Raw genomic sequence first — 20,485 nt, forward strand, 5'->3', positions numbered from 1 at the left:
GGCAGTCAGTCAGCCCGTCAGTCAGTCAGTCAGTCAGCCGTCCCAAAGGACCGTACGGTCGTTACCCGGCCTTCCAGCCGGTAGCTGCCATGAACTTGGTCTCAAAGTACGGAGTGAGGCTCTCCATGTAGGTCCGGGTGACGTGGTTGTCATCCTTGTAGACCATCACATTGCCGATTACGGCCGGGCAGAGTTTGTCCGGGCAGAAGAACCGGCTGAAGTCCAGAAACTTGGTGGCCGGCAGCTGCCCGGCCACGGCTGCATCGGGCGACGCTGCCTGGTAGTTTTCCGCGGTCATCGTCCCGCAGGCGGCGTAGTTTTCGGTGTTGCTCTCGAGGCAGGCGGGAACGGCTTCGTGCAAGCGCGGGGTGTCCCGCAGCGCCACCACGGGGATGCCGGCGTCATTGATGGATTTGATCGGCGGAACCCAGCCCGGGTCCATGAATTCGGTGTTGCTCGGGTCGGGGTCAGTCCGGGTGCTTGTTGTCACCACGACATCCGGCTTCATCTCGAGCACCTTCTTGAGGGTGTCCTTGTTGAAGTCCAGGCAGCCCTCCGAGAGCCCCGCGGCCTGGTGGTCCGTCACGGGGCAGTACCCCTTGGTGATGGCCTCCACCCTCCAGCCGTACTTATCGGCCATGGTGAGGATGGGGGTCGCCCACACGTGGGCATGCGAGTTGCCAATGATCAGCACGGTCTTGGTGGGATTCTGCTTGCCGTTGTTGCAGACGTTGGTGAGTTCCTTCTCGTCCGCTTTACAGCCGCCCGCGTACTCGGGCCATTCCTCCGCTGCCGTGGCGAGGGTGGGAAGGAGCGGGGCAGACTTGTCAGCCCCGTCGACGTAGGCGGGGTCCAACGACCGGGCACCCGGATTGTTGGCCCAGGCCTGGCTCGCCGCGGCTGCCGTGGCGATGTTGAGCTGAAGCTGCCAGCCGGCCAGCGGCACGACGGCAGTGACCACAGCCGCGGCGATGGCAATGAATGCGCGGCGCCGCCGCACCTCCGGCCACTTCCATTCCCGCCAGGGTTTCTCCACAAAGCGGGTGGTGAGATAGGCGAGCACCAGCGACACGGTGACGATGACGGCGCCGGTGATCGGCCCCGCACGGTCCCGGTGCGTCGCGGCGAGGGAGATGACCAGGACCGGCCAGTGCCACAGGTACAGGGCGTACGAGATGTCGCCCAGCCGGACCAATGGCTTTGAACTGAGGATCCGGTCGACGCCCAGCTTGCTGCCGGACTGCCCGGCGGCCATGACGCAGGCCGCCGCCAGGGTGGGCCAGAGGGCCACGAACCCGGGGAAGGACGCCTGGACATTGAGCAGGAGGCCGCAGCTGAGCATGGCCACAATGCCCAGCCAGCCAAGGGCCAGGCGCCAGCCCCGGGAAAGCCGCAGGCCGGGAAGGGCCAGTGCCACCAGGGTGCCGAGCGCGAACTCCCACAGCCGTGCCCAGGTATCGAAGTACGCCACCGTCTGGGACGTCTGGGTGAAGACGATTGAGTAGACGAGCGAACCAACGAAGATCAGGGCGAATATGTAGCACAGCAGCACGCGGTAGCGGAGCCTGAAGTGCCTGGCGAGGATTGCCGCTCCTGCGAAGATGAGCGGCCACAGGATAAAGACCTGCCCTTGGATCGAGAGGGACCAGAAGTGCTGGAAGGGGCTGGCCAGGCTGTGGTCCGAGGCGTAGTAGTTCGTGGCTTCGGACTGCAGGAGCCAGTTCTCGGCGTAGAACAGGGAGGCCCAGCCCTGGTTGATGACTTCCAGCCAGCGGGTCCGGGGCAGGAACAGGATACTTGCGGCGAGTACGGCCACCATGACGGTGACGGCAGCCGGAATCAGGCGCCGGAAAAGGTGCAGCCAATGCTTGAGCAAAGCCATGGGCCGGCCCTGCTCGTAGCGGCCGACGAACTGCAGCGTCATGAGGAAGGCCGAGATCAGCAAGAACACGTCCACGCCGCCGGAGACCCGGCCCAGCCAGATGTGGTAGCTCATGACCATCAGCACGGCCAGGGACCGGAGTCCTTGGATTTCTGGCCTGAACGTGGATTTTCGGCCGGCCTTGGGTGCGGCGGGGCTGGCCCTGTGCGCGGCACTATTGCGGGCAGGCAGGGGCGAGGTTCTTTGCTGTGTCATAGAACAACCCCTCAACCAGATAACCAAAGCGTCCATGTTACCAAAACGTAATTTTGATGGCCAATCGTCGCAGCAGCCACCGATCTCCATTGAGGCACGCCAGGGTGTGAGTTTCCAGTGAATTCTCGGCGCCGGTGCGGCGCCTGCCTGGTCAAGGCGCCGGAATCCGGGCAATTTGCCGCCAGAATCCCGGCAGAACCGCGGCGGGTATGCAGCAGACGTGCGTCCGGCGGCGGTAGGGCGGCGGCAGAAAAAGGGCAGAAAAAAGACGGCCCGGCAAGATGCCGGGCCGTCCCCTTTGCGGGCAGAACCTAGTGCCTGTGGCCTGCGTGCTCGTCTTCGTCAGCCGGCTTCTCCACCACGAGAGTTTCCGTGGTGAGGACCAGCGCCGCGATGGAGGCCGCGTTGCGCAGAGCCGCACGCGTCACCTTCACGGGGTCGATGACGCCGGCCGCGATCAGGTCTTCGTATTCGCCGGACTTGGCGTTGAAGCCCTGGTTCACGGAGGATTCGGCCACCTTGGCAGCCACGACATAGCCGTCGAAGCCGGCGTTCTGGGCGATCCAGCGCAGCGGCTGGACCAGGGCGCGGCGGACGATGCCGACGGCCGCAGCCGCGTCACCTTCGAGGGCCTGGACGGCAGCGTCCTCGTCGAGCGCCTTCAGCGCGTGGATGAGGGCGGAACCGCCGCCGGCCACGATGCCTTCTTCGAGGGCAGCGCGGGTCGAGGACACGGCGTCCTCGATGCGGTGCTTCTTTTCCTTCAGCTCAACCTCGGTGGCAGCGCCGACCTTGATCACGCCGATGCCGCCGGCCAGCTTGGCCAGGCGTTCCTGCAGCTTTTCCTTGTCCCAGTCCGAATCGGTGCGGGTCAGCTCGGCGCGCAGCTGGGCAACACGGGCGGCGACGTCCTCGGCCGAACCGGCGCCGTCGACGATTGTGGTGTTGTCCTTGGTGATCGTGATGCGGCGTGCGGTGCCCAGCACCTCGAGGCCAACGGTGTCCAGGCTCAGGCCCAGCTCCGGGGAGACAACCTGCGCACCGGTGAGGGTCGCGATGTCCTGGAGCATGGCCTTGCGGCGGTCACCGAAGCCCGGCGCCTTGACGGCGACGACGTTCAGCGTGCCGCGGATGCGGTTGACGATGAGCGTGGACAGGGCCTCGCCCTCGACGTCTTCGGCAATGATGAAGAGCGGCTTGGAGCTCTGCAGCGCCTTTTCCAGCAGGGGCAGGAAGTCCTGCACCGAGGAGATCTTGCCCTGGTTGATCAGGATCAGGGCGTCCTCGAGGACGGCCTCCTGGCGTTCCGCGTCGGTGACGAAGTACGGGGACAGGTAGCCCTTGTCGAACTGCATGCCCTCGGTGAGGACCAGCTCGGTCTGCGTGGTGGAGGATTCCTCGATGGTGATCACACCATCCTTGCCGACCTTGCCGAACGCCTCGGCCAGCAGCTCGCCGACCTCGTCGCTCTGGGCGGAGATTGCGGCAACGTTGGCAACCTGCGTGCCCTCAACCGGGCGCGCGTTCTCCAGCAGCCGGGCGGCGACGGCCTCGACCGAAACCTCGATGCCGCGCTTGATCTCGCCCGGTGCGGCGCCTGCTGCTACGTTGCGCAGGCCTTCCTTGACCAGGGCCTGGGCCAGGACGGTGGCGGTGGTGGTGCCGTCACCGGCAACATCGTTGGTCTTGGTGGCGACCTCCTTGGCAAGCTGCGCGCCAAGGTTCTCGTAGGGGTCATCCAGCTCGATTTCACGGGCGATGGTCACGCCATCGTTGGTGATCGTGGGGGCGCCCCACTTTTTGTCCAGTACGACGTTGCGGCCGCGCGGGCCCAGCGTGACCTTGACGGTGTTGGCGAGCTTATCGATGCCGGCTTCAAGCGACCGGCGGGCAGCGTCGTTAAACGCAAGCTGCTTTGCCATGGTTTTGTCCTTTCAAGACAGAACCCCGCGCAACTGATCCATTCAATGCGAAAGGATCGGCTGCGCGGGGGTCCAAGAGAGTTACTTTACGACGATCGCCAGAACGTCGCGGGCGGAGAGCACGAGGTACTCGGTGCCGCCGGTCTTGACTTCGGTTCCACCGTACTTGGAGTAGATGACGACGTCGCCAACGGCAACGTCAATGGGAACGCGGTTGCCGTTGTCATCAAAGCGGCCGGGGCCTACTGCAACAACTTCGCCTTCCTGCGGCTTCTCCTGTGCGGAGTCCGGGATAACCAGGCCGGAAGCCGTGGTCTGCTCGGCTTCGAGCGGGCGGACAACAATACGATCCTCAAGAGGCTTAATAGAGACCGACACTCGGACCTCTCCTTTTCGTCAGCAAATTCGTGGACTATGAAGCGGTGATGCCCAGGCGCGCAGACCGTCGTCGCGGTGCCGGCAGCGTGCCTGGCGGAACGCGCTTCATGTGTTAGCACCCTCCTAGGGAGAGTGCTAATGACGACTCTATGTAAATGGTTAGCACTCGGTCAAGGCGAGTGCCAGAAATTCGTTCCGGGTGAACATTTCCACGGCGGGACATGCCCAATTTTCGTGGCGGCCGGTGGACACTTGGGCATCACGCTCTCTGCCCGGGCTGAGCGCTGGACATGCCCCACGGGTGCGGGCTGCCCGGGAGGACAAGCCCATTCCTGGCGCTGGACGCTGCACATACCCCACGGGTGCGGGCGGGCCAGAGGGACATGCCCAATTTTCGCGGCGTCCGGTGGACACTTGGGCATCATGCTCTCTGCCCGCGCTGAGCGATGGACATGCCCCACGGGTGCGGGCTGCCCGGGAGGACAAGCCCATTCCTGGCGCTGACCTATGGACATGCCCCACGGGTGCGGGCTGCCCGGGAGAACATGCTCACTCCTGATGCCGGGTGCTGGGCATGTCCCATGGACGATCGGGCCTTGCGGGCCCGCGCCTACTGGCCTGCGAGGTCTTCGAAGTCCACGTCCTCGCCGTCGTCTTCGTCCACGTCCTGGCCCTCGTCGTTGCGGTGTCGGTACATCAGCACGGCGCCGGCGGCGGCCAGCAGGATGCCTGCGATGAGGAAGATGATGCCGCCGAGCCGGGCAGCGGCGTAGGTGTCGCGGATGGCCCGGGCCTCGTCCGTGGCGTCCTGGACGTTCTTGCCACCGACGGAATACACGGTGGCGTTGAAGGAGTCGAGGAAGAAAATGATCACCAAAAGGGCAATGCACACGACGGCGATCACGGCGCCGGCGATCAGCGCCGGCCGGGCGTAGCTTGCGAGACCCTGCGGGCGCCGGCGCCCCTGCCCGGAGTAGTCGTTCCCGGCTGTGTCTTGCCCGGCTGTGTCCTCTGCGATGCTGTCGCCTGTCCCGCTGTCTTCCATGCCGTCAAGCCTAGCCCCCGCGGTCCGGTCACAGCGTGCCCGCGGAGCTCAACTACGCTGGATGGCATGACTGACGCACCGCAGGAACATATTGCCCCGATCCTCACGCCCGAGGGCTGGGAGCTGCTGGCGTCGCTGGGCCCGTACCGTGAGGACGAGGCCTTCCGCCTCACCGCGGCGTTGCGCAAGGCCGGCCACTCCCCCGAAATGGTCTCGGCGGTCCTCACGCAGTCCCGGCTGCGGACCAAGGCCGAGGCCAAGTTCGGGGAGTTCGCGCGGCAGATGATCTTTACCAAAGCCGGCCTGGAGCAGGCCACCCGGCTCACGGTGGCGGCACGGCACGCGCAGCGGTTCGCGGAGGCCGGGATCGGCCACGTCGCGGATCTCGGCTGCGGGCTCGGAGCGGATGCGATGGCCCTGGCTTCCCTGGACCTGGTGGTTACCGCAGTGGAAATGGACGAGGCCACGGCCGCCTGCGCCACGATGAACCTGATCCCGTTCCGCAATGCCACCGTGGTCCATGCGGATGCCACCTCGGTGTCGCTCGAGGGGGTCGACGGCGTCTGGCTGGACCCGGCCCGGCGCACCACGTCCACGTCGGGCACCAAACGGATCTGGGATCCGGAGGATTTCTCCCCTCCCCTGTCCTTCGTGGCGTCGCTGGCCGGCTCCGGCCGCGCCGTCGGCGTGAAGATGGGGCCGGGCATGCCGCACGATTCCGTGCCCGCGGATTGCGAGGCCCAGTGGGTCTCCGTCGGCGGGGACGTGACTGAGGTGGCCCTGTGGTTCAACGCGGTGCGGCGTCCCGGCGTGCGGCGCGCAGCCCTCCTGCTCGGCCCGCAGGGTGCGGCCGAACTCACCAGCGGCGAGGACTTCGACGGCGGCCCGGCGGCGCCCGTGGGACCCGTGGAGGGCTATCTGTACGAGCCCGATGGAGCGCTGATCCGCGCCGGGCTGGTGGCCGACGTCGCCCTCCAGCTGGGCGGGCACCTCGTGGACGAGCACATCGCCTATATCTGTGCCCCGGACCTGCGGGACACCCCGTTCGCCAAGGCCTACAAGATCCTCGACGTGATGCCGTTCAACGTCAAGGCGCTCAAGTCATGGGTCAAGGACGAAGGGATCGGCGTCCTGGACATCAAGAAGCGCGGCACGGCCGTCACACCGGAAGAACTGCGCAAGCAACTCCTGCCCGGCGGAAGCGCAAAGCACAAGAGCAAGAAATCAGCCACCCTGGTCCTCACCAGGATCGGCGAGGACCGGGTGGCCATCTCGGTGGAGCCTGTCTAGCTCCGCCCGGCCAGGATCCCGGGGCTAAGCTGCCGGGCCGCCGGCCTATTGCACTACTGGGCTACTGGGCTACTGGGCTACTGGGCTACTGGGCCCGCATGAACTCCTCGGCGGACCTGATCTGCTCGTCCGTGGGCCGGATCCCGGTGTAGAGCACAAACTGCTCCAGCGCCTGGATCGTGGCCACCTTGGCTCCCGTGATCACGGTCTTGCCGGCCGCGCGGGCGGCCTTGATGAGAGGCGTCTCGGCCGGGAGAGCGACGACGTCGAACACCACCTTTGCGGCGTCGATGGCCTCCTGCGGGAAGGACAGAGCCGCCGCGTCCGGTCCGCCGGCCATGCCGACCGGTGTGACGTTGATGAGCAGGTCGGCTGTGCCGGTGCCGGACTCCGCGGCGCCCAGTTCCGCGCTCCAGGTGAAGCCGTACAGTTCGGCCAGGGCGCGGCCGGAGTCTTCGTTGCGGGCCACGACGGTCACGTCTTTGAAGCCGGCATCCCGCAGCGCGGCCACGGTGGCTTTGGCCATGCCGCCGGAGCCCAGGACCAGCACCGAGTAGTCCGTGGGGACGGCGTTGCTGTGCAGGAGCTGCTCGATGGCCGTGTAGTCGGTGTTGTAGGCCGTGAGCCGGCCGCCGTCGTTAACGATGGTGTTGACCGAATCGATGGCCTTCGCCGACGGGTCCATGACGTCAACGAGGGCGATCACGTCCTCCTTGTAGGGCATGGACACCGCGCAGCCCCGGATGCCGAGACCGCGCACGCCGGCGATCGCCTGGGCGAGATCGGTGGGGGCGAAGGCCTTGTAGATCCAATTCAGGCCCAGCTGTTCGTACAGGTGGTTGTGGAAGCGCGTCCCGTTGTTGCTGGGCCGGGCCGAGAGCGAGATACACAGGGTCATGTCTTTGTTCAGAATGGGCACAGCTCCATTAAACGCCAGGACGGGTCCGGTCACCCCGGCCGCCGGCCCCACGTCGTAACATGAACCTTCGCTGACCAGCCGCTTTGTGAATACACTCACGCACCAGCGGTAACTATGACACGCGTCCCGGGGCGCCCCCTGCACTAGACTTGGACCACCCGTAGCCCTGTCAGCCGCCCGCCCGGCGCCTTGATGGGAAATGTCACGTGCCACCGCCGGTGGCACGTCCGAGGGTGTTTGCCAGCGCATTTCCCACCAGGACCGCGGCCAGTGACAGCAAAACAGTGAAGGGACCACATGAAGATCGAGTTCGCTTCATCCAGGCAGTCGACTCTTGGCGTGGAATGGGAGCTGGCGCTCGTCGACGCCGAGACCGGTGAGCTGGCCTCCGTGGCGAACCAGGTGCTCCGCGGAGTCGCTGCCCGGCATCCCGAACTCAATGAGGACGACGAGCACCCGCACATCAAGCAGGAACTGCTGCTCAACACCGTGGAGCTCGTCACGGGCATCTGCACCACCGTCGCGGAAGCCAAAGCGGACCTGAGCAGCTCGCTCGCGGCCGTCCGGGACGTTACCGATCCCATGGGCGTGGAGATCTTTTGTGCCGGAAGCCATCCATTCAGCCCGCCACAGCTCCAGCCTGTCACGGACAAGGAACGCTACGCCAAGCTCATTGACCGGACCCAGTGGTGGGGCCGGCAGATGGTCATTTACGGCGTCCACGTGCACGTCGGACTGGACAGCCGGGACAAGGTCCTTCCGGTTCTGGACGGCCTGGTCAATTACTTCCCGCACTTCCAGGCGCTCTCCGCGTCCAGCCCGTTTTGGGGCGGCGAGGACACCGGCTACGCCTCGCACCGCGCCCTCATGTTCCAGCAGCTGCCCACCGCCGGGCTGCCGTTCCAGTTCGCCAGCTGGGAGGACTACGAGTCCTACGTGCAGGACATGTTCACCACCGGTGTGATCGACACCCTCTCCGAGATCCGGTGGGACATCCGCCCCGTTCCGGCCCTCGGCACCATCGAGATGCGCATTTGCGACGGCCTGGCGACCCTCGAGGACGTCGGGGCGATCGCGGCATTGACGCAGTGCCTGGTCGACGAATTTTCCACCACGCTGGAGAACGGCGGCACCATTCCCACCATGCCGCCGTGGCACGTCCAGGAAAACAAGTGGCGCGCGGCCCGGTACGGCCTGGACGCAATCATCATCCTCGACGCCGAAGGCAACGAGCAGCTCGTCACCGAGCACCTGCGCGAGACACTCAAGCGGCTTGAGCCCGTGGCGGCGAAGCTCGGCTGCAGCGCCGAACTGGCCGACGTCGAGAAGATCATCGAGCGCGGCGCCGGCTACGAGCGCCAACGCCGGGTCGCCGCCGAGCACGGCGGGGACCTGCGCGCGGTCGTCCTGGATCTGGTCAAGCAGATGCGGCAGGGGCCGGACGCCTAGCTCCGGACTGTTACAGCCTCCACGGAGGCGGACTCAGATTCGCCCGGACCAGGCTTTAGGCCGGACCCGGCTTTAGGCGGTCGAGGCCTCAGGCGGAGACTGTGGTGACCGGCATCGAGGAGTCCGGGGCAAAACCGATTCCGCTCGGTTCCACTCCGGCCATGACCAGTTGGGCCCCGAGGGCCGCCACCATCGCGCCGTTGTCGGTGCACAGCGGCAGCGGCGGCACCGTCAGCCGGATCCCGGCGGCACTGCAGCGTTGCTCGGTGAGCTGGCGCAGCCGCGAGTTGGCGGCGACGCCTCCACCCAGAAGGACCTCCGTGATCCCGTTTTCGCGGCAGGCGAGCACCGCTTTGGAGGTAATGACGTCCACCACGGCTTCCTGGAAGGCCGCGGCGATGTCCGCCACGGGGACCTCCTCGCCGCTGGCCTCGAACTGTTCAACGCAGCGGGCGACGGCGGTCTTGAGCCCGCTGAAGGACCAGTCGTAGCGGTGCGGCCCGGGCGCCTCGGCGGTCCCCATGTACTTGGGCTGGGTGAGGCCGCGCGGGAACCGGATGGCCTTGGCGTTGCCGGTGCGCGCGAGTTTGTCGATCGCCGGACCGCCCGGGTAGCCCAGGCCCAGGAGCCGCGCCACCTTGTCATACGCTTCGCCGGCTGCGTCGTCGATCGTGGAGCCCAGCAGCTCGACGTCGTCCGTAATGCTCCGGATCCGCAGGATCTCGGTGTGGCCGCCGGACACCAGCAGCGCGCCCATGTTCTCCGGCAGGGCGTGCGGCGGGGTTTGCGGCGACGGCGCGCCGGACGGCGTCGCGTTGCCGGACAGCGTCATTGTGCCGGCGCGCTGTTGCAGGAGTCCGACGCCGACATGCGCGACCAGGTGGTTGATGGCGTAGAGGGGTTTTCCGGTGGCGACGGCGAGCGCCTTGGCCGCGCACACCCCCACCATGAGGGCCCCCGCCAGGCCCGGCCCGGAGGTGACGGCGATCGCGTCGATGTCCGCGAGCGTTACGTCCGCCTCGGCGAGGGCCTCCTCGAGGGTGGGGACGAACGCGTCGAGGTGGGCCCGGGAGGCGATCTCGGGAATCACCCCGCCGAAGCGGACGTGTTCGTCCATGGAGGACGAGACGGTGTTCGTCAGCAGAGCGGTCCCCCGGACGATGCCGACGCCGGTTTCGTCACAGGAGGACTCGATGCCGAGCACGAGCGGCTGGGTGCGGTTCATGGTCGGCCTGCTTCCTCTGGCTGGGGGCTAAGTGGTTCGCGGGGCAGCTGGAGCCGCATGATCAGGGCGTCGACGCCGTCGCGGTAATAGCGGGGCCGGACGTGGATCTGTTCGAAGCCGAAGCGTCGGTAGAGCTCCTGGGCGCGGGGGTTGTCCGCCCTGACCTCCAGCAGCACGTCCTGGGCGCGGCGGCGTCGGCTCTCCACGATCAGCTCGGTGAGCAGGGCAGAGCCGATGCCCTTTCCTTCCTGCTCGGGCACCACGGCGATGGTCTGGACGTCCGAGATCGGTTCGATGCACATGAGTCCGGCGTAGCCCACGATCCCTCCGTGGACCTCCGCCACGAGGTAGCGGCGGGTGTCCGTCTGCGCCAGCTCGTCGTGGAACATCTGCAGCGGCCAGGCATCCACGGGAAAGAGCCGGCGTTCCAGCGCGTGGACGGCGGGGATGTCCGCGGCGTCCATGTCCCGCAGGGTAACCCCGCCGGGCAGCCTGCGCGGCGCGGCGCGTTCCGGGCTCACAGGGCACGCTTCCTTGGTCCGGGCACCTGGGCATCGGATTCGCGCAGGTACAGGGGGGTGGAGTCCAGGAGCTGTTCCCCCGCTGCGAGCCGGGCGAGCGCGAACTGGCCCAGCGAGAGGGCCTCCGGCTGCCGGGTGCTGAATTCGGTGACCGCCTTGACGACGTCGGAGTAGATTCCGGCCCCGGCACCGTAGACGGGCAGGTCCGGAAGGTCCGCGGCGAATCCCACGTGCGGTCCGTCCGCCAGGTGCGGCAGCTGGGCATCGGAGAGGGTATACCGGGCCCAGTACACTTCCTTGCGGCGCGCATCGGTGGCGACAATGAACTCCGCGGCCGAGTCGGTGGATTCGGCGACTTCCAGGGCGATCGCGTCCAGGCTCATGACGCCGTACAGCGGCTTGCCCCAGACAAAGGCGAGGGTGCGGGCGGTGACGATCCCGGAGCGCAGTCCCGTGAACGGTCCGGGGCCGACACCGGTGACGATTGCGTCGACGTCGCGGCCGCTGACGCCGGCCTCGGCCAGGAGCTCGTCGATCCCCGGGGCCAGGACCTCCGCGTGCGTGCGCGTGTCTGCGGTGGCGAAGCTGGCGAGCACGGATTCCGGCGCGTCATCGGAGACCAGCGCGGCGCTGGCGACGGCCGAGGTGTCGATGGCGAGGATCAGCATCAGGAGTTCCGTTCCGGGGTCTGGGGCGTGGTCTCGGGCAGGGGCTCGGTGGCGGGTCCGGGTGCGGTGGCGGGCCCGGATCCGCTGGCGGGCACGGGCTCGACGACGCCGGGCAGCGCCGGCGCTTCGGCCCAGCGCGGGCCGAAGCCGCGGATCACCACGGACCGCGGCTCGTCGTCGTCGTCCGTGTCGAAATCCAGCACGCCGGGATCGGCAGCGGAATCGGCCGCCACGCGCGGTGCCCCGGCGGGCTGAGGCAATGCAGGCATGCCCGCGGCGCCTATGCCCGCGGCGCCCCCGCGCGGCCGGTGGAGTTCCACCTCAAGCCGGCTGTCGCTCAGGTGCTCAACCCGGCCGCGGCCCCATTCGACCACCGTCACGGCGCTGTCCATGGTGTTTTCGAGGTCGATGTCATCGATTTCGGCGGCCGACTCCAGCCGGTAGGCGTCCACATGCACCAGGTCCGGACCGCCCGGCCGGGGTCCTTCGGGCAGATTGGGGTGGATCCGCACCAGGACAAAGGTCGGCGAAATGATGCCTGCCCGCACGCCCAGCCCTTCCCCCAGCCCCTGCGTGAAGGTGGTCTTGCCCGCACCCAGTTCGCCGGTCAGGACCAGCAGGTCGCCCGTTTCGAGCACGGCGCCGAGGGCCGCGGCGAGCGCGTGCGTCTGCGCCGCCGTCCGGACCTCAAGGCTCCGTTCCCACGCGGGCCCGCTCACGGCCGCTCTTCGCCGGCGGAGGGTTCTTCGTTGAGGTAGCGGCGCGGCACCCGGGGGCTGATCCTGGTGACGATCTCGTAGTTGTTGGTGCCGGCAGCCCTGGCCCAGTCATCGGCCGTGGGTCCGCCGTCGGCGCCGTCGCCGAACAGCACCGCCTCGGCCCCGAGGATGCTCGGGCCTCCGGCCGCCACATGGCGGGGGCCGAGGTCGATCACCATCTGGTCCATCGCGATGCGCCCTACGACCGGATAGTTCACGCCCTCGACCCGGACCGGACCGCCGGTGGCAATGCGCGGCACGCCGTCGGCGTAGCCCAGCGGGATGAGTCCGAGGGTGCTGACGCCGTCCGTGCGGTAGTTCAGGCCGTAGGAAACGCCCTGCCCGGCGGGCACGTCCTTGCAGTGCGAAACCACAGTGCGGACCGTCATGGCCGGGCGCAGCCCGAGCTCGGCCGGGGTTTGTCCTTCGAACGGGGACAGCCCGTACAGGCCCAGGCCCACGCGGACCAAGTCAAAGTGGGTGTCCGGCCGGGAGAGGGTGGCCGGGGTGTTGGCCAGGTGGCGGACCTCGGGGTCCACGCCGGCGTCCTGGGCAACGGCGAGGACCTGACGGAACGCGGCGAGCTGCTCGTCGGTTTCGGGCCGTTCGGGTTCGTCGGCGACGGCCAGATGGGAGAAGATCCCCACGACCCGGAGCAGGCCTTGGTCCTGGTGTTCCATGGCTTCACCCACCAGGCTGTCCCAGGCGTCGAGGGTGGCGCCGTTGCGGCCGAGCCCGGTGTCGACCTTCAGATGAACGCGGGCGGGCCGTTCCTGTTCGCGGGCGGCGGCCACGATCCGGTCCAGTTCCCAGCCCGAGCAGCCGATGTCGATTCCGGCGGCCACTGCGGCGGCGAAGTTGCTGTCCGGGGTGTGCAGCCAGGCCAGCAGCGGCGCCTCGATCCCGGCGGCGCGCAGGGCGAGGGCCTCGGAGATGTGGGCCACGCCCAGCCAGCTGGCCCCCGCACCGAGGGCCGCCCGGGCCACCTGGACGGCACCGTGCCCGTAGGCGTCGGCCTTGACCACGGCCATGACCTGCGCGGGTGAGGCCACGGCTGCGAGGCGGCGGACGTTGTGCCGGATGGCGTCGAGGTCGATTACGGCCGAGCGCTCCTCAGCGTGGGCCGGCACTGCCGCCGATCCGGGCAGGAGATCGCCTGTTGCTGCTTGGTAAGTCACTTAACGATTCTAGGCGCGGCGCCGCGGGCCAAATAATCGGAGGCCCCGGCCACCACTGGACATGCCCTTCCTCCCCGCGGGACATGCCCATTCTTCACGCCCACGAATGCGCACAACGGGAACAGGCCCACGCCTCGGCCCCAGCAGAGGACATGCCCACAGGTGGCAGCAACCCGGACCGGCACCCACCGCGGGACATGCCCATTCTTCACGCCCACGAATGCACAACGGGTACAGAGTGCTCTCTCGTGAACGTCGCAACACCTTCCTGAACGTGGTGTTTATTGTGGGCCGTTCACGGCGAACGAACGATTGCGAGACTGGCTGATTTAAGATTCACAGGGTTTGCATCGCCCCTTCGTGCTGCATCGCTGGTTTGGCGGACAGCGGTCAGCCGATCCGCTCGGCCAGGGACACGATAATCCCCTCCGGACCGCGCACATAGGCCATGCGCCAGATGTGCTCGTACTGGCCGATGCCGCCGACCAGCCCGTAGCCGTCCGCGGCCAGCCGGTCGACGGTCCCCTGGAGGTCGTCGACCTCGAAGGCCACGTTGCGCAGCCCCAACTCATTGGCCATCGCCGCGGGCGATCCGGGCTGGTGGTCGGGCCGGACAAAGCTCGAGAGCTCCACCCGGGTACCTCCGTCGGGCGGCCGCAGCATGACGATCTCGGTGCGGGAGTCGGGGATGCCGATGACCGTGTCGAGGAACTCGCCCTCCACGAACATCCGCGTGCCCTCGACCTCGAGACCCAGCCCGACGAAGAACGCCGTCACCGCGTTGAGATCGGCAACAGTGATACCGACACGATCGAAACGTCGTACATGTGACATGAGGTCCATCCTCCGGTGCTCATCTTGTCGATCCGTCCGAAGGGACGGAGCCGACGGGGATTCCCAACACAATCATCGGCGAAATCCTTCCGGCGCCCTGATTGAACAATCCGAAGGATTGGCAGACTGCCCCTTCTCCGACAAACACCGCGATGCTGGCCTGAGTCCCGCCGGTGCGGGACGCCAGCCCGCAGCGGTCGCGGCGTCGCCCAAGACGCGGCGGTGAGCCCGGTCAGTACTCGCCCTTAATGACGAAGTAAGAGCCGCGGATAACGCCCGCCAGCTTCGACTTCTGGCGAGCGAACTTGAAGCGTGAGGCCAGTTCCTCCGGAATCTCCATGCCCTCGGCAAGTTTGAATCCGACCGCTCGCTTCCCGCCTTCCTCGATGCTGTACATGACGTTGATCGACAGCCCCGACTCGTAGAACACATAAGCCATCCGCAAACCGTCGACTTCGAACGCGGTCGCTTCGAGCGGGCGGGAGCCGATGACGATGTCACGCTCGTCCCTGAGGATGCGGCTCACCCTGTCGACCACCTCAGGCACCTCGTCTGCAGGGCTCACGGTGAAGACGTGGCCGTACTTGTTCCGGTAATAGCGGCCCTCGTTGGCGCGCAACCCGGCCAAGGCCTCGGCGACAGGAGACGATTCCAAGCCGACAGTAGAAACGTTCTCGAAGTCAACGATGTACGGCATGCGGGCCTCCTGGTCAGATGTGCTGGGACCAATCTAACGCGACGACGTGCTGCCCGGACGTCAGAACGCACGTGCGTAGCGCGCCGATCCCCGTGACGGCCGACGCGGATAGGCGCAAAGCTGGGTTCCGGTCCAGCAGCCGGTGAAGGGGCCCTATAAGCACACGATTCGGATCGTTAGAAACCTCCGATGTTGAGGCGGATCCGTGAGCGGGCACCGGCATCCGCGGGACCGCCGAGATCTTTGCGCGGCACGATGGCATCGGCGAGGATGAATGTGATCGCCCGTGCTGTGAGGAAGGAGTCGACGCGATGACCAAGTATCTGATCTCGTTTCCGAGTGCCGCCATGGTCTTTCCTGACGAAGACCTGCAGGCCGTTTCGGATGCGGCGCATGCGGTCGTTCAGGAGGCGAAGGACGCCGGCGTCTGGGTGTTCGGCGGCGGCATCGATGAGAGCATCCCGCCCGTCATGGTCGACGGCGATGGGACGGTGAGCGAGGGCACCCACCCGCAGACGACACAGCTCGAAGGCGGCTACTCGGTGCTGGAGCTGCCCTCGTACGATGCGGCCTTGGAGTGGGCCGCGAAGATCGCGGTCGCCTGCCGTTGCGCGCAGGAAGTGCGCGCTTTCCAATACGACCCCGCCAGCTAGGTCTCGGCCGGGTCTCCTCGTCGCTGGACTCGCGGTCGACATATTCGCGATCGCACGGATTTGTCGCGCTCGACGACCCACGAATGCGCACAACGGGCACGGGTCCACGCATTTGGCTTGAACGGAGGACATGTCCAGTGGTAACAGCAACGGCCCCGCCCAGGGCCCCCCGGCCCGTCTACGCGTCGGACAGGTGGGCGATGGTCGCCGTCGCCCGCCGCTGCGCCTCGGGCGGGACATCGCGCACGATCTCTTCCAGGAAGCGGTAGCGGCGAAGCCATTGGCTGCCCTGCCGTTCCTTCCGGGCGTTGGCCCGCTGCCACCAGTCGGCAATGTCCCCCCAGCCGGGTGCGGCAAGTGAGCCGCCAACCTCCTGGACGGCCAGGGCGGCGCACAGATTGGCGAAGCGGAGCCGGTCTCCCAGCGGCCAGCGGGCCAGGGAACCGACAATGAATGCCGCACCGAAGCAGTCACCGGCACCGGTGGGATCGTAGGCCCGGACAGGCAGGGACGGGACCCACTCTTCCTCCCCCGTTTCCGAATCCACGGCCATGGACCCCTGGGCGCCGAGGGTGACCACCGCCACCGGAACCCTCTCTGCGAGCGAGTACAGCGCGGACCAGGGGTCGTCGCGGCCGGTGAAGTTCATAGCCTCATGCTGGTTCGGCATGAAGGCGTGGAAGTACTTCAGGTTGTCCAGCCGGGTCGAGGACCACGCGCCGGTGGGGTCCCAGCCGACATCGCCAAACAGCAGGACGCCGTTCTTGTGCGCGTCGACAGCCCACGGTTCGAGTTCCTCCCCCAGCTCCGCAACGGCTGCGAGCGCCGGCGGCGGGCATCCGACCAGCTCGGTGGAGGTCACCGGTGCCGGGTGCCCGTGCGTCACCATGGACCGGTCCTTCTCCACGCTCAAGGACACCGTGACGGGCGAATGCCAGCCCGGCACACGCCGCGACAGGGACAGGTCCACATGTTCCTGGGCGGCGAGGATCTTCCAGTTGTAGTCGCCGTAGCCGTCATCGCCGAACGCGGCGGCAAGACCGGTCCGCAGTCCCAGCCGGGACGCGGCGATCGCCTGGTTGGCGACACCCCCGGGGCAGCTGCCCATCCCGTCGCTCCAAATTTCCGTGCCCGGCTGCGGTGCGTGGGGCAGCCCGGTGAAGATAATGTCCTGGAACACCGTCCCGGTTAGGAGCAGGTCGAACCCGTCCGCGGCCGGGCTGCGGACGGCAGAGAGCGGATCAAAGCGCCGCGCCGGGGTCGCGTCCATATACGGCACACTACGCTGTACCGCCGTCGAGGGAAACCGCGGGAACCGGGGCCCTGGCCTGCGGGGAATAGACTGTCCGCATGCGGCTCACGATCGCCGGCGGGGGCGGGTTCCGGGTCCCCCTGGTTTACCGGGCGCTCTCTGCCGGCCCTTTCGCGGGGCTGGTGCGGGAGCTGGTGCTCTACGACGTCGATCCCGCCAGGCTGGCGGCCATCGAGGCGGTCCTGGCCTCCCTGGCCCAGCAGGGTCCGCCGGGTTCCGGCCCGCAGGTCCGTGCCGTTTCCTCGCTCCCCGAGGCCCTCGACGGCGCAGACATGGTCTTCGCCGCCATCCGGCCCGGCGGCACGGCCGGGCGGACCGCCGACGAGCGGATCGCCCTGGACCTCGGACTCCTGGGCCAGGAAACCACCGGCCCCGGCGGCATCTCCTACGCTCTGCGGTCCATTCCGCCGATGCTGCGGCTCGCGGAGGAAATGCGGAGCCGCTGCCCCGCGGCGTGGCTGCTCAATTTCACCAACCCCGCCGGCATGGTCACCGAGGCCCTGGTCCCGGTGCTCGGGCCCAAGGTGATCGGGATTTGCGACTCCGCCAGCGGCCTGGTGCACCGCGCGGCGCGGGCTGCCGGCGTCGCCCTGCCGGAGGGCACGCTCGACGGCGTGGGCTACTACGGCCTGAACCACCTCGGCTGGCTATACCGGCTGGAGGCCGGAGGCCGGGACGCCCTCCCGGAGCTGCTCGCGGACCCTGCAGCGCTGTCGGGATTCGAGGAGGGCCGGTTGTTCCCGCCCGGGTTGCTGGCCGGGCTCGGCTGCCTGCCGAATGAGTACCTCTTCTACTACTACGACACGGCTCGAGCGGTGGCCGGCATGCGCGCAGCAGAGCAGACCCGAGGGGAATCCATCGCCCGGCAGCAGGCCGAGCTCTATCCCCGGCTGGCTGCCGCCGGACCGGATGCTTTTGCACTTTGGGACGCCGCCCGGCTCTCACGCGAGGAAGGCTATCTCGCTGAAGCCCGCGCCTCCGGGGAACGCCGTGACGAGACCGACCTCGCCGGCGGCGGCTACGAGCGGGTGGCCCTGGCGGCCATGCGCGCCCTCTCCGGAGGCGGCGCGGCGGACCTGATCCTCAACACGCGCAACACTGTCAACGCCGCCGGGTCCGCGGCACCGGAAGCGGGCGCCGCCGGGTCAGCAGTGCAGGCGGTGCCGGGATTGCCGGCCGACGCCGTCGTCGAAGTTCCGTGCACGGTGACGCCCGACGGCGCTGTGCCGGTCCCCCAGGATCGTCCGGCACCGGCACAACTGGAGCTGATGCGGCGCGTCAAGGAAGTCGAACGGCTCGTGGTGGAGGCGGCGACGGCCGGACGGCGGGAGGCAGCCCTCGCCGCGTTCGCCAGGCATCCGCTCGTGGATTCGGAGGTCCTCGCCGGCAAACTGCTGGCCGGTTATGAAGCCGCGTTCCCGGAGCTGAGCCGTCTCTGGCACGGCGGCCAGTAACGGCCCGGGGCAGGAACGCTCGCGGCCAGTAACGATCCGCGGCCAGCGGGCCAGAACCCCTACAGCCTTCGGTACATCACTTGCAGGCCCACATAGCCCAGTTCCGGGTGGTTGAACGCCTCGGGAATGGTCGCGAGCACTTCGAAACCCATGGATTTCCAGGCGGCAACGGCCCGGACATTGCTCTCCACCACGGCGTTGAACTGCATGGCCCGGAAGCCGGCGTCGCGCGCGGCCTCGAGCGAATAGGCGCAGAGGGCCCGGGCCAGTCCGCGGCCGGCCTGGGCGGGATGGACCATGTAGCCCGCGTTGGCGACATGGCTGCCGCCGCCGCCCTGGTTGGGGTGCAGCTCGCCGGTGCCAAGGATGGCACCCGCAGCCCGGTCACTGTCGCTGTCGCCGGGCCCGTCGGCGACAGCGACGAACGTCTGGCCCGGCGCCTGCTTGAACCAGCGCCCGCGGGCCTCGTCCTCGGCGGTGTCCCGGTCCCAGGTAAAAGTCTCCCCGGCCCGGATGACCGGTTCCAGAATCGCCCAGATCCCCGGCCAGTCCTCCGCGCGGGCCTCCCGGATTGTCCAGCCGGCTGCACGTTCAGGTTCTGTCGTTGCGCTCACAGCGGCCACGTTAGCAGTAAGCCCCGGTCCGGGAACGGACCCGTGGCGCGATCCGGGAACGGAGCCGTGAACCAGCCGGCACTTCAGGAGTAATGTTTTATCGACATGCAGTCTGCAGAGGAAAGGGGAACCGTGTCGCTGATCCGCCGCGTCGCTTTCCTCTCCCTGCACACCTCGCCCATGGAGCAGCCCGGCTCCGGCGACGCCGGCGGAATGAACGTGTACGTCCGGGCACTGGCCGCGGCCCTGGCCGAGACCGGCGTGGAAGTGGAGATCTTCACCCGGTCCACCTCGGCCACGCAGCCCGCCGTCGAACACCCGTCCCCGGGCGTGTGCGTACACAACGTCCTCGCCGGCCCGCCACGGAAGCTGCCCAAGGAGGAGCTCCCAGGGCTGCTGCACAGCATGGTCGCCGAGATCGACCGGATCCGCCAGCTCCAGCCGCACGGCCGGTATGACGTCATCCATTCCCACTACTGGGTGTCCGGGGTGGCCGGGCTGGAGCTCGCAGAGCTGTGGCGGCTGCCTCTCGTCCACACCATGCACACGATGGCGAAGGTCAAGAACCAGCTCCTCGAGTCCGGCGAGCAGCCCGAACCGCGGCGGCGTGAGGACGGCGAGCACCGGATTGTCGACGGCGCAACCCGGCTGATCGCCAATACCGGCACCGAAGCGGCCGAGCTGGTCTCGCACTATAACGCCGACATCGACCGCATCGACGTCGCGCCGCCGGGGGTGGACTTGGCGGTCTTCACGCCGTCCTTCAGGAACCGCGCCCGGGCCCAGCACGGCGTCGTCCCGGGCAAGTTCCATCTGCTCTTCGCGGGCCGGATCCAGCGGCTCAAGGGCCCGCAGATCCTGATCAAGGCGGCCGCGCTCCTGCGTTCCCGGCGTCCGGACATCGACCTGCAGCTGACCATCCTGGGGGCCGTCAGCGGCGCCAAGGACTTCAATCTCAAGGCGCTGATCACCGCCGCCGGAATGGACGACGTCGCCACCCACCATCCGCCGGTGAACGCCCCGGAGCTGGCCGGCTGGTACCGGTCGGCCGACGTCGTGGTGATGCCCTCCTACAGCGAATCCTTCGGTCTGGTGGCCTTGGAGGCGCAGGCCTGCGGGACGCCCGTCCTCGCCACGAAAGTGGGCGGCCTCTCCCGCGCCGTCCAGGACGGCCGGACGGGGATGCTGATCGAGGGTCACAAGGCCAGCGACTGGGCGGACGCCCTCGAAGAGCTCTTCGACGACCCCCAAACGCGCACCGACATGGGGCACACCGCGGCGCTCCACGCGGAGGATTTCGGCTGGCAGCACACCGCCGCCATCACGCTGGACAGCTACCACACCGCCGTGAGCCAGTATTTTGGAAGCCTGACCATCCCGGTGGGCCACACGCCCTGAACCGGATCCGCCCCGCCCCCGCCCGGCAACTCC

Annotated in this window: 19 protein-coding genes; 5 read left to right on the top strand and 14 right to left on the bottom strand. The window is 67.9% G+C overall.

Annotated features, from left to right (window positions below; translation table 11 throughout):
- Positions 1-61: 61 nt before the first annotated feature.
- The 4 genes from LQV16_RS15525 to LQV16_RS15540 form a co-directional block, all read right to left on the bottom strand.
- Positions 62-2,137 carry an acyltransferase family protein gene (locus LQV16_RS15525; RefSeq protein WP_229994800.1) on the bottom strand — a complete coding sequence of 692 codons (2,076 nt, stop codon included), beginning with the start codon at positions 2,135-2,137 and terminating at the stop codon, positions 62-64.
- 311 nt (positions 2,138-2,448) lie between these two features.
- The gene (groL, locus tag LQV16_RS15530) at positions 2,449-4,059 is read right to left on the bottom strand and encodes a chaperonin GroEL (RefSeq protein WP_229994801.1); all 1,611 of its coding nucleotides are present in this window, start codon (positions 4,057-4,059) and stop codon (positions 2,449-2,451) included.
- Between the two features lie 81 nt (positions 4,060-4,140).
- Positions 4,141-4,437, bottom strand: coding sequence for a co-chaperone GroES (groES, locus tag LQV16_RS15535; RefSeq protein WP_018773735.1), 297 nt, complete (start codon positions 4,435-4,437; stop codon positions 4,141-4,143).
- Positions 4,438-5,047: 610 nt separating this feature from the next.
- On the bottom strand, positions 5,048-5,482 hold the full coding sequence (locus LQV16_RS15540) for a hypothetical protein (RefSeq protein WP_229994802.1): 435 nt from the start codon (positions 5,480-5,482) through the stop codon (positions 5,048-5,050).
- Between the two features lie 66 nt (positions 5,483-5,548).
- On the opposite strand from LQV16_RS15540, the gene LQV16_RS15545 reads away from it, so the two are divergent.
- Entirely contained in the window at positions 5,549-6,772 is a 1,224-nt protein-coding gene (locus tag LQV16_RS15545; protein WP_229994803.1) for a class I SAM-dependent methyltransferase, read from the top strand.
- Positions 6,773-6,857: 85 nt separating this feature from the next.
- On the opposite strand, the gene LQV16_RS15550 is transcribed toward LQV16_RS15545, so the two are convergent.
- Complete coding sequence (locus LQV16_RS15550) at positions 6,858-7,691, bottom strand: shikimate 5-dehydrogenase (protein ID WP_290369384.1); 834 nt, start codon at positions 7,689-7,691, stop codon at positions 6,858-6,860.
- A gap of 297 nt (positions 7,692-7,988) precedes the next feature.
- On the opposite strand from LQV16_RS15550, the gene LQV16_RS15555 reads away from it, so the two are divergent.
- Complete coding sequence (locus LQV16_RS15555) at positions 7,989-9,140, top strand: glutamate--cysteine ligase (RefSeq protein ID WP_229994804.1); 1,152 nt, start codon at positions 7,989-7,991, stop codon at positions 9,138-9,140.
- Positions 9,141-9,228: 88 nt separating this feature from the next.
- Here LQV16_RS15555 and tsaD read toward each other — a convergent pair whose 3' ends face one another.
- From tsaD to LQV16_RS15590, 7 genes are all read right to left on the bottom strand, one after another.
- Positions 9,229-10,365 carry a tRNA (adenosine(37)-N6)-threonylcarbamoyltransferase complex transferase subunit TsaD gene (gene tsaD, locus LQV16_RS15560; protein WP_229994805.1) on the bottom strand — a complete coding sequence of 379 codons (1,137 nt, stop codon included), beginning with the start codon at positions 10,363-10,365 and terminating at the stop codon, positions 9,229-9,231.
- Positions 10,362-10,829: a ribosomal protein S18-alanine N-acetyltransferase gene (gene rimI, locus LQV16_RS15565; protein WP_229994817.1), complete on the bottom strand. Its 468-nt coding sequence runs from the start codon at positions 10,827-10,829 to the stop codon at positions 10,362-10,364. The genes tsaD and rimI overlap by 4 nt, the downstream gene beginning before the upstream one ends.
- 53 nt (positions 10,830-10,882) lie before the next feature.
- Positions 10,883-11,554, bottom strand: a complete 672-nt coding sequence (tsaB, locus tag LQV16_RS15570) for a tRNA (adenosine(37)-N6)-threonylcarbamoyltransferase complex dimerization subunit type 1 TsaB (RefSeq protein ID WP_229994806.1) — start codon at positions 11,552-11,554, stop codon at positions 10,883-10,885.
- A complete protein-coding gene (gene tsaE, locus LQV16_RS15575) occupies positions 11,554-12,273 on the bottom strand; it encodes a tRNA (adenosine(37)-N6)-threonylcarbamoyltransferase complex ATPase subunit type 1 TsaE (RefSeq protein WP_229994807.1) in 720 nt (239 codons plus the stop codon). Before tsaE ends, tsaB begins: the two co-directional genes overlap by 1 nt.
- A complete protein-coding gene (alr, locus tag LQV16_RS15580) occupies positions 12,270-13,490 on the bottom strand; it encodes an alanine racemase (protein WP_229994808.1) in 1,221 nt (406 codons plus the stop codon). The genes tsaE and alr overlap by 4 nt, the downstream gene beginning before the upstream one ends.
- Positions 13,491-13,880: 390 nt before the next feature.
- Positions 13,881-14,324, bottom strand: coding sequence for a VOC family protein (locus tag LQV16_RS15585; RefSeq protein ID WP_229994809.1), 444 nt, complete (start codon positions 14,322-14,324; stop codon positions 13,881-13,883).
- Between the two features lie 232 nt (positions 14,325-14,556).
- Entirely contained in the window at positions 14,557-15,021 is a 465-nt protein-coding gene (locus LQV16_RS15590) for a phage tail protein (protein WP_229994810.1), read from the bottom strand.
- A gap of 311 nt (positions 15,022-15,332) precedes the next feature.
- Between LQV16_RS15590 and LQV16_RS15595 the strand changes: the two genes are divergently transcribed.
- The gene (locus LQV16_RS15595) at positions 15,333-15,674 is read left to right on the top strand and encodes a YciI family protein (RefSeq protein WP_229994811.1); all 342 of its coding nucleotides are present in this window, start codon (positions 15,333-15,335) and stop codon (positions 15,672-15,674) included.
- 178 nt (positions 15,675-15,852) lie between these two features.
- Here LQV16_RS15595 and LQV16_RS15600 read toward each other — a convergent pair whose 3' ends face one another.
- Positions 15,853-16,944, bottom strand: coding sequence for a carbohydrate kinase family protein (locus LQV16_RS15600; protein WP_229994812.1), 1,092 nt, complete (start codon positions 16,942-16,944; stop codon positions 15,853-15,855).
- A gap of 80 nt (positions 16,945-17,024) precedes the next feature.
- Here LQV16_RS15600 and LQV16_RS15605 point away from each other — a divergent pair, with 80 nt between their 5' ends.
- Complete coding sequence (locus LQV16_RS15605) at positions 17,025-18,440, top strand: 6-phospho-beta-glucosidase (RefSeq protein WP_229994813.1); 1,416 nt, start codon at positions 17,025-17,027, stop codon at positions 18,438-18,440.
- Between the two features lie 59 nt (positions 18,441-18,499).
- On the opposite strand, the gene LQV16_RS15610 is transcribed toward LQV16_RS15605, so the two are convergent.
- The gene (locus LQV16_RS15610) at positions 18,500-19,054 is read right to left on the bottom strand and encodes an N-acetyltransferase (RefSeq protein ID WP_229994814.1); all 555 of its coding nucleotides are present in this window, start codon (positions 19,052-19,054) and stop codon (positions 18,500-18,502) included.
- A gap of 132 nt (positions 19,055-19,186) precedes the next feature.
- Here LQV16_RS15610 and mshA point away from each other — a divergent pair, with 132 nt between their 5' ends.
- Positions 19,187-20,452 carry a D-inositol-3-phosphate glycosyltransferase gene (gene mshA, locus LQV16_RS15615; RefSeq protein WP_229994818.1) on the top strand — a complete coding sequence of 422 codons (1,266 nt, stop codon included), beginning with the start codon at positions 19,187-19,189 and terminating at the stop codon, positions 20,450-20,452.
- Positions 20,453-20,485 lie beyond the last annotated feature (33 nt).

The sequence above is a fragment of the Arthrobacter sp. Bi26 genome, from assembly GCF_918697925.1.
Taxonomy (GTDB): domain Bacteria; phylum Actinomycetota; class Actinomycetes; order Actinomycetales; family Micrococcaceae; genus Arthrobacter.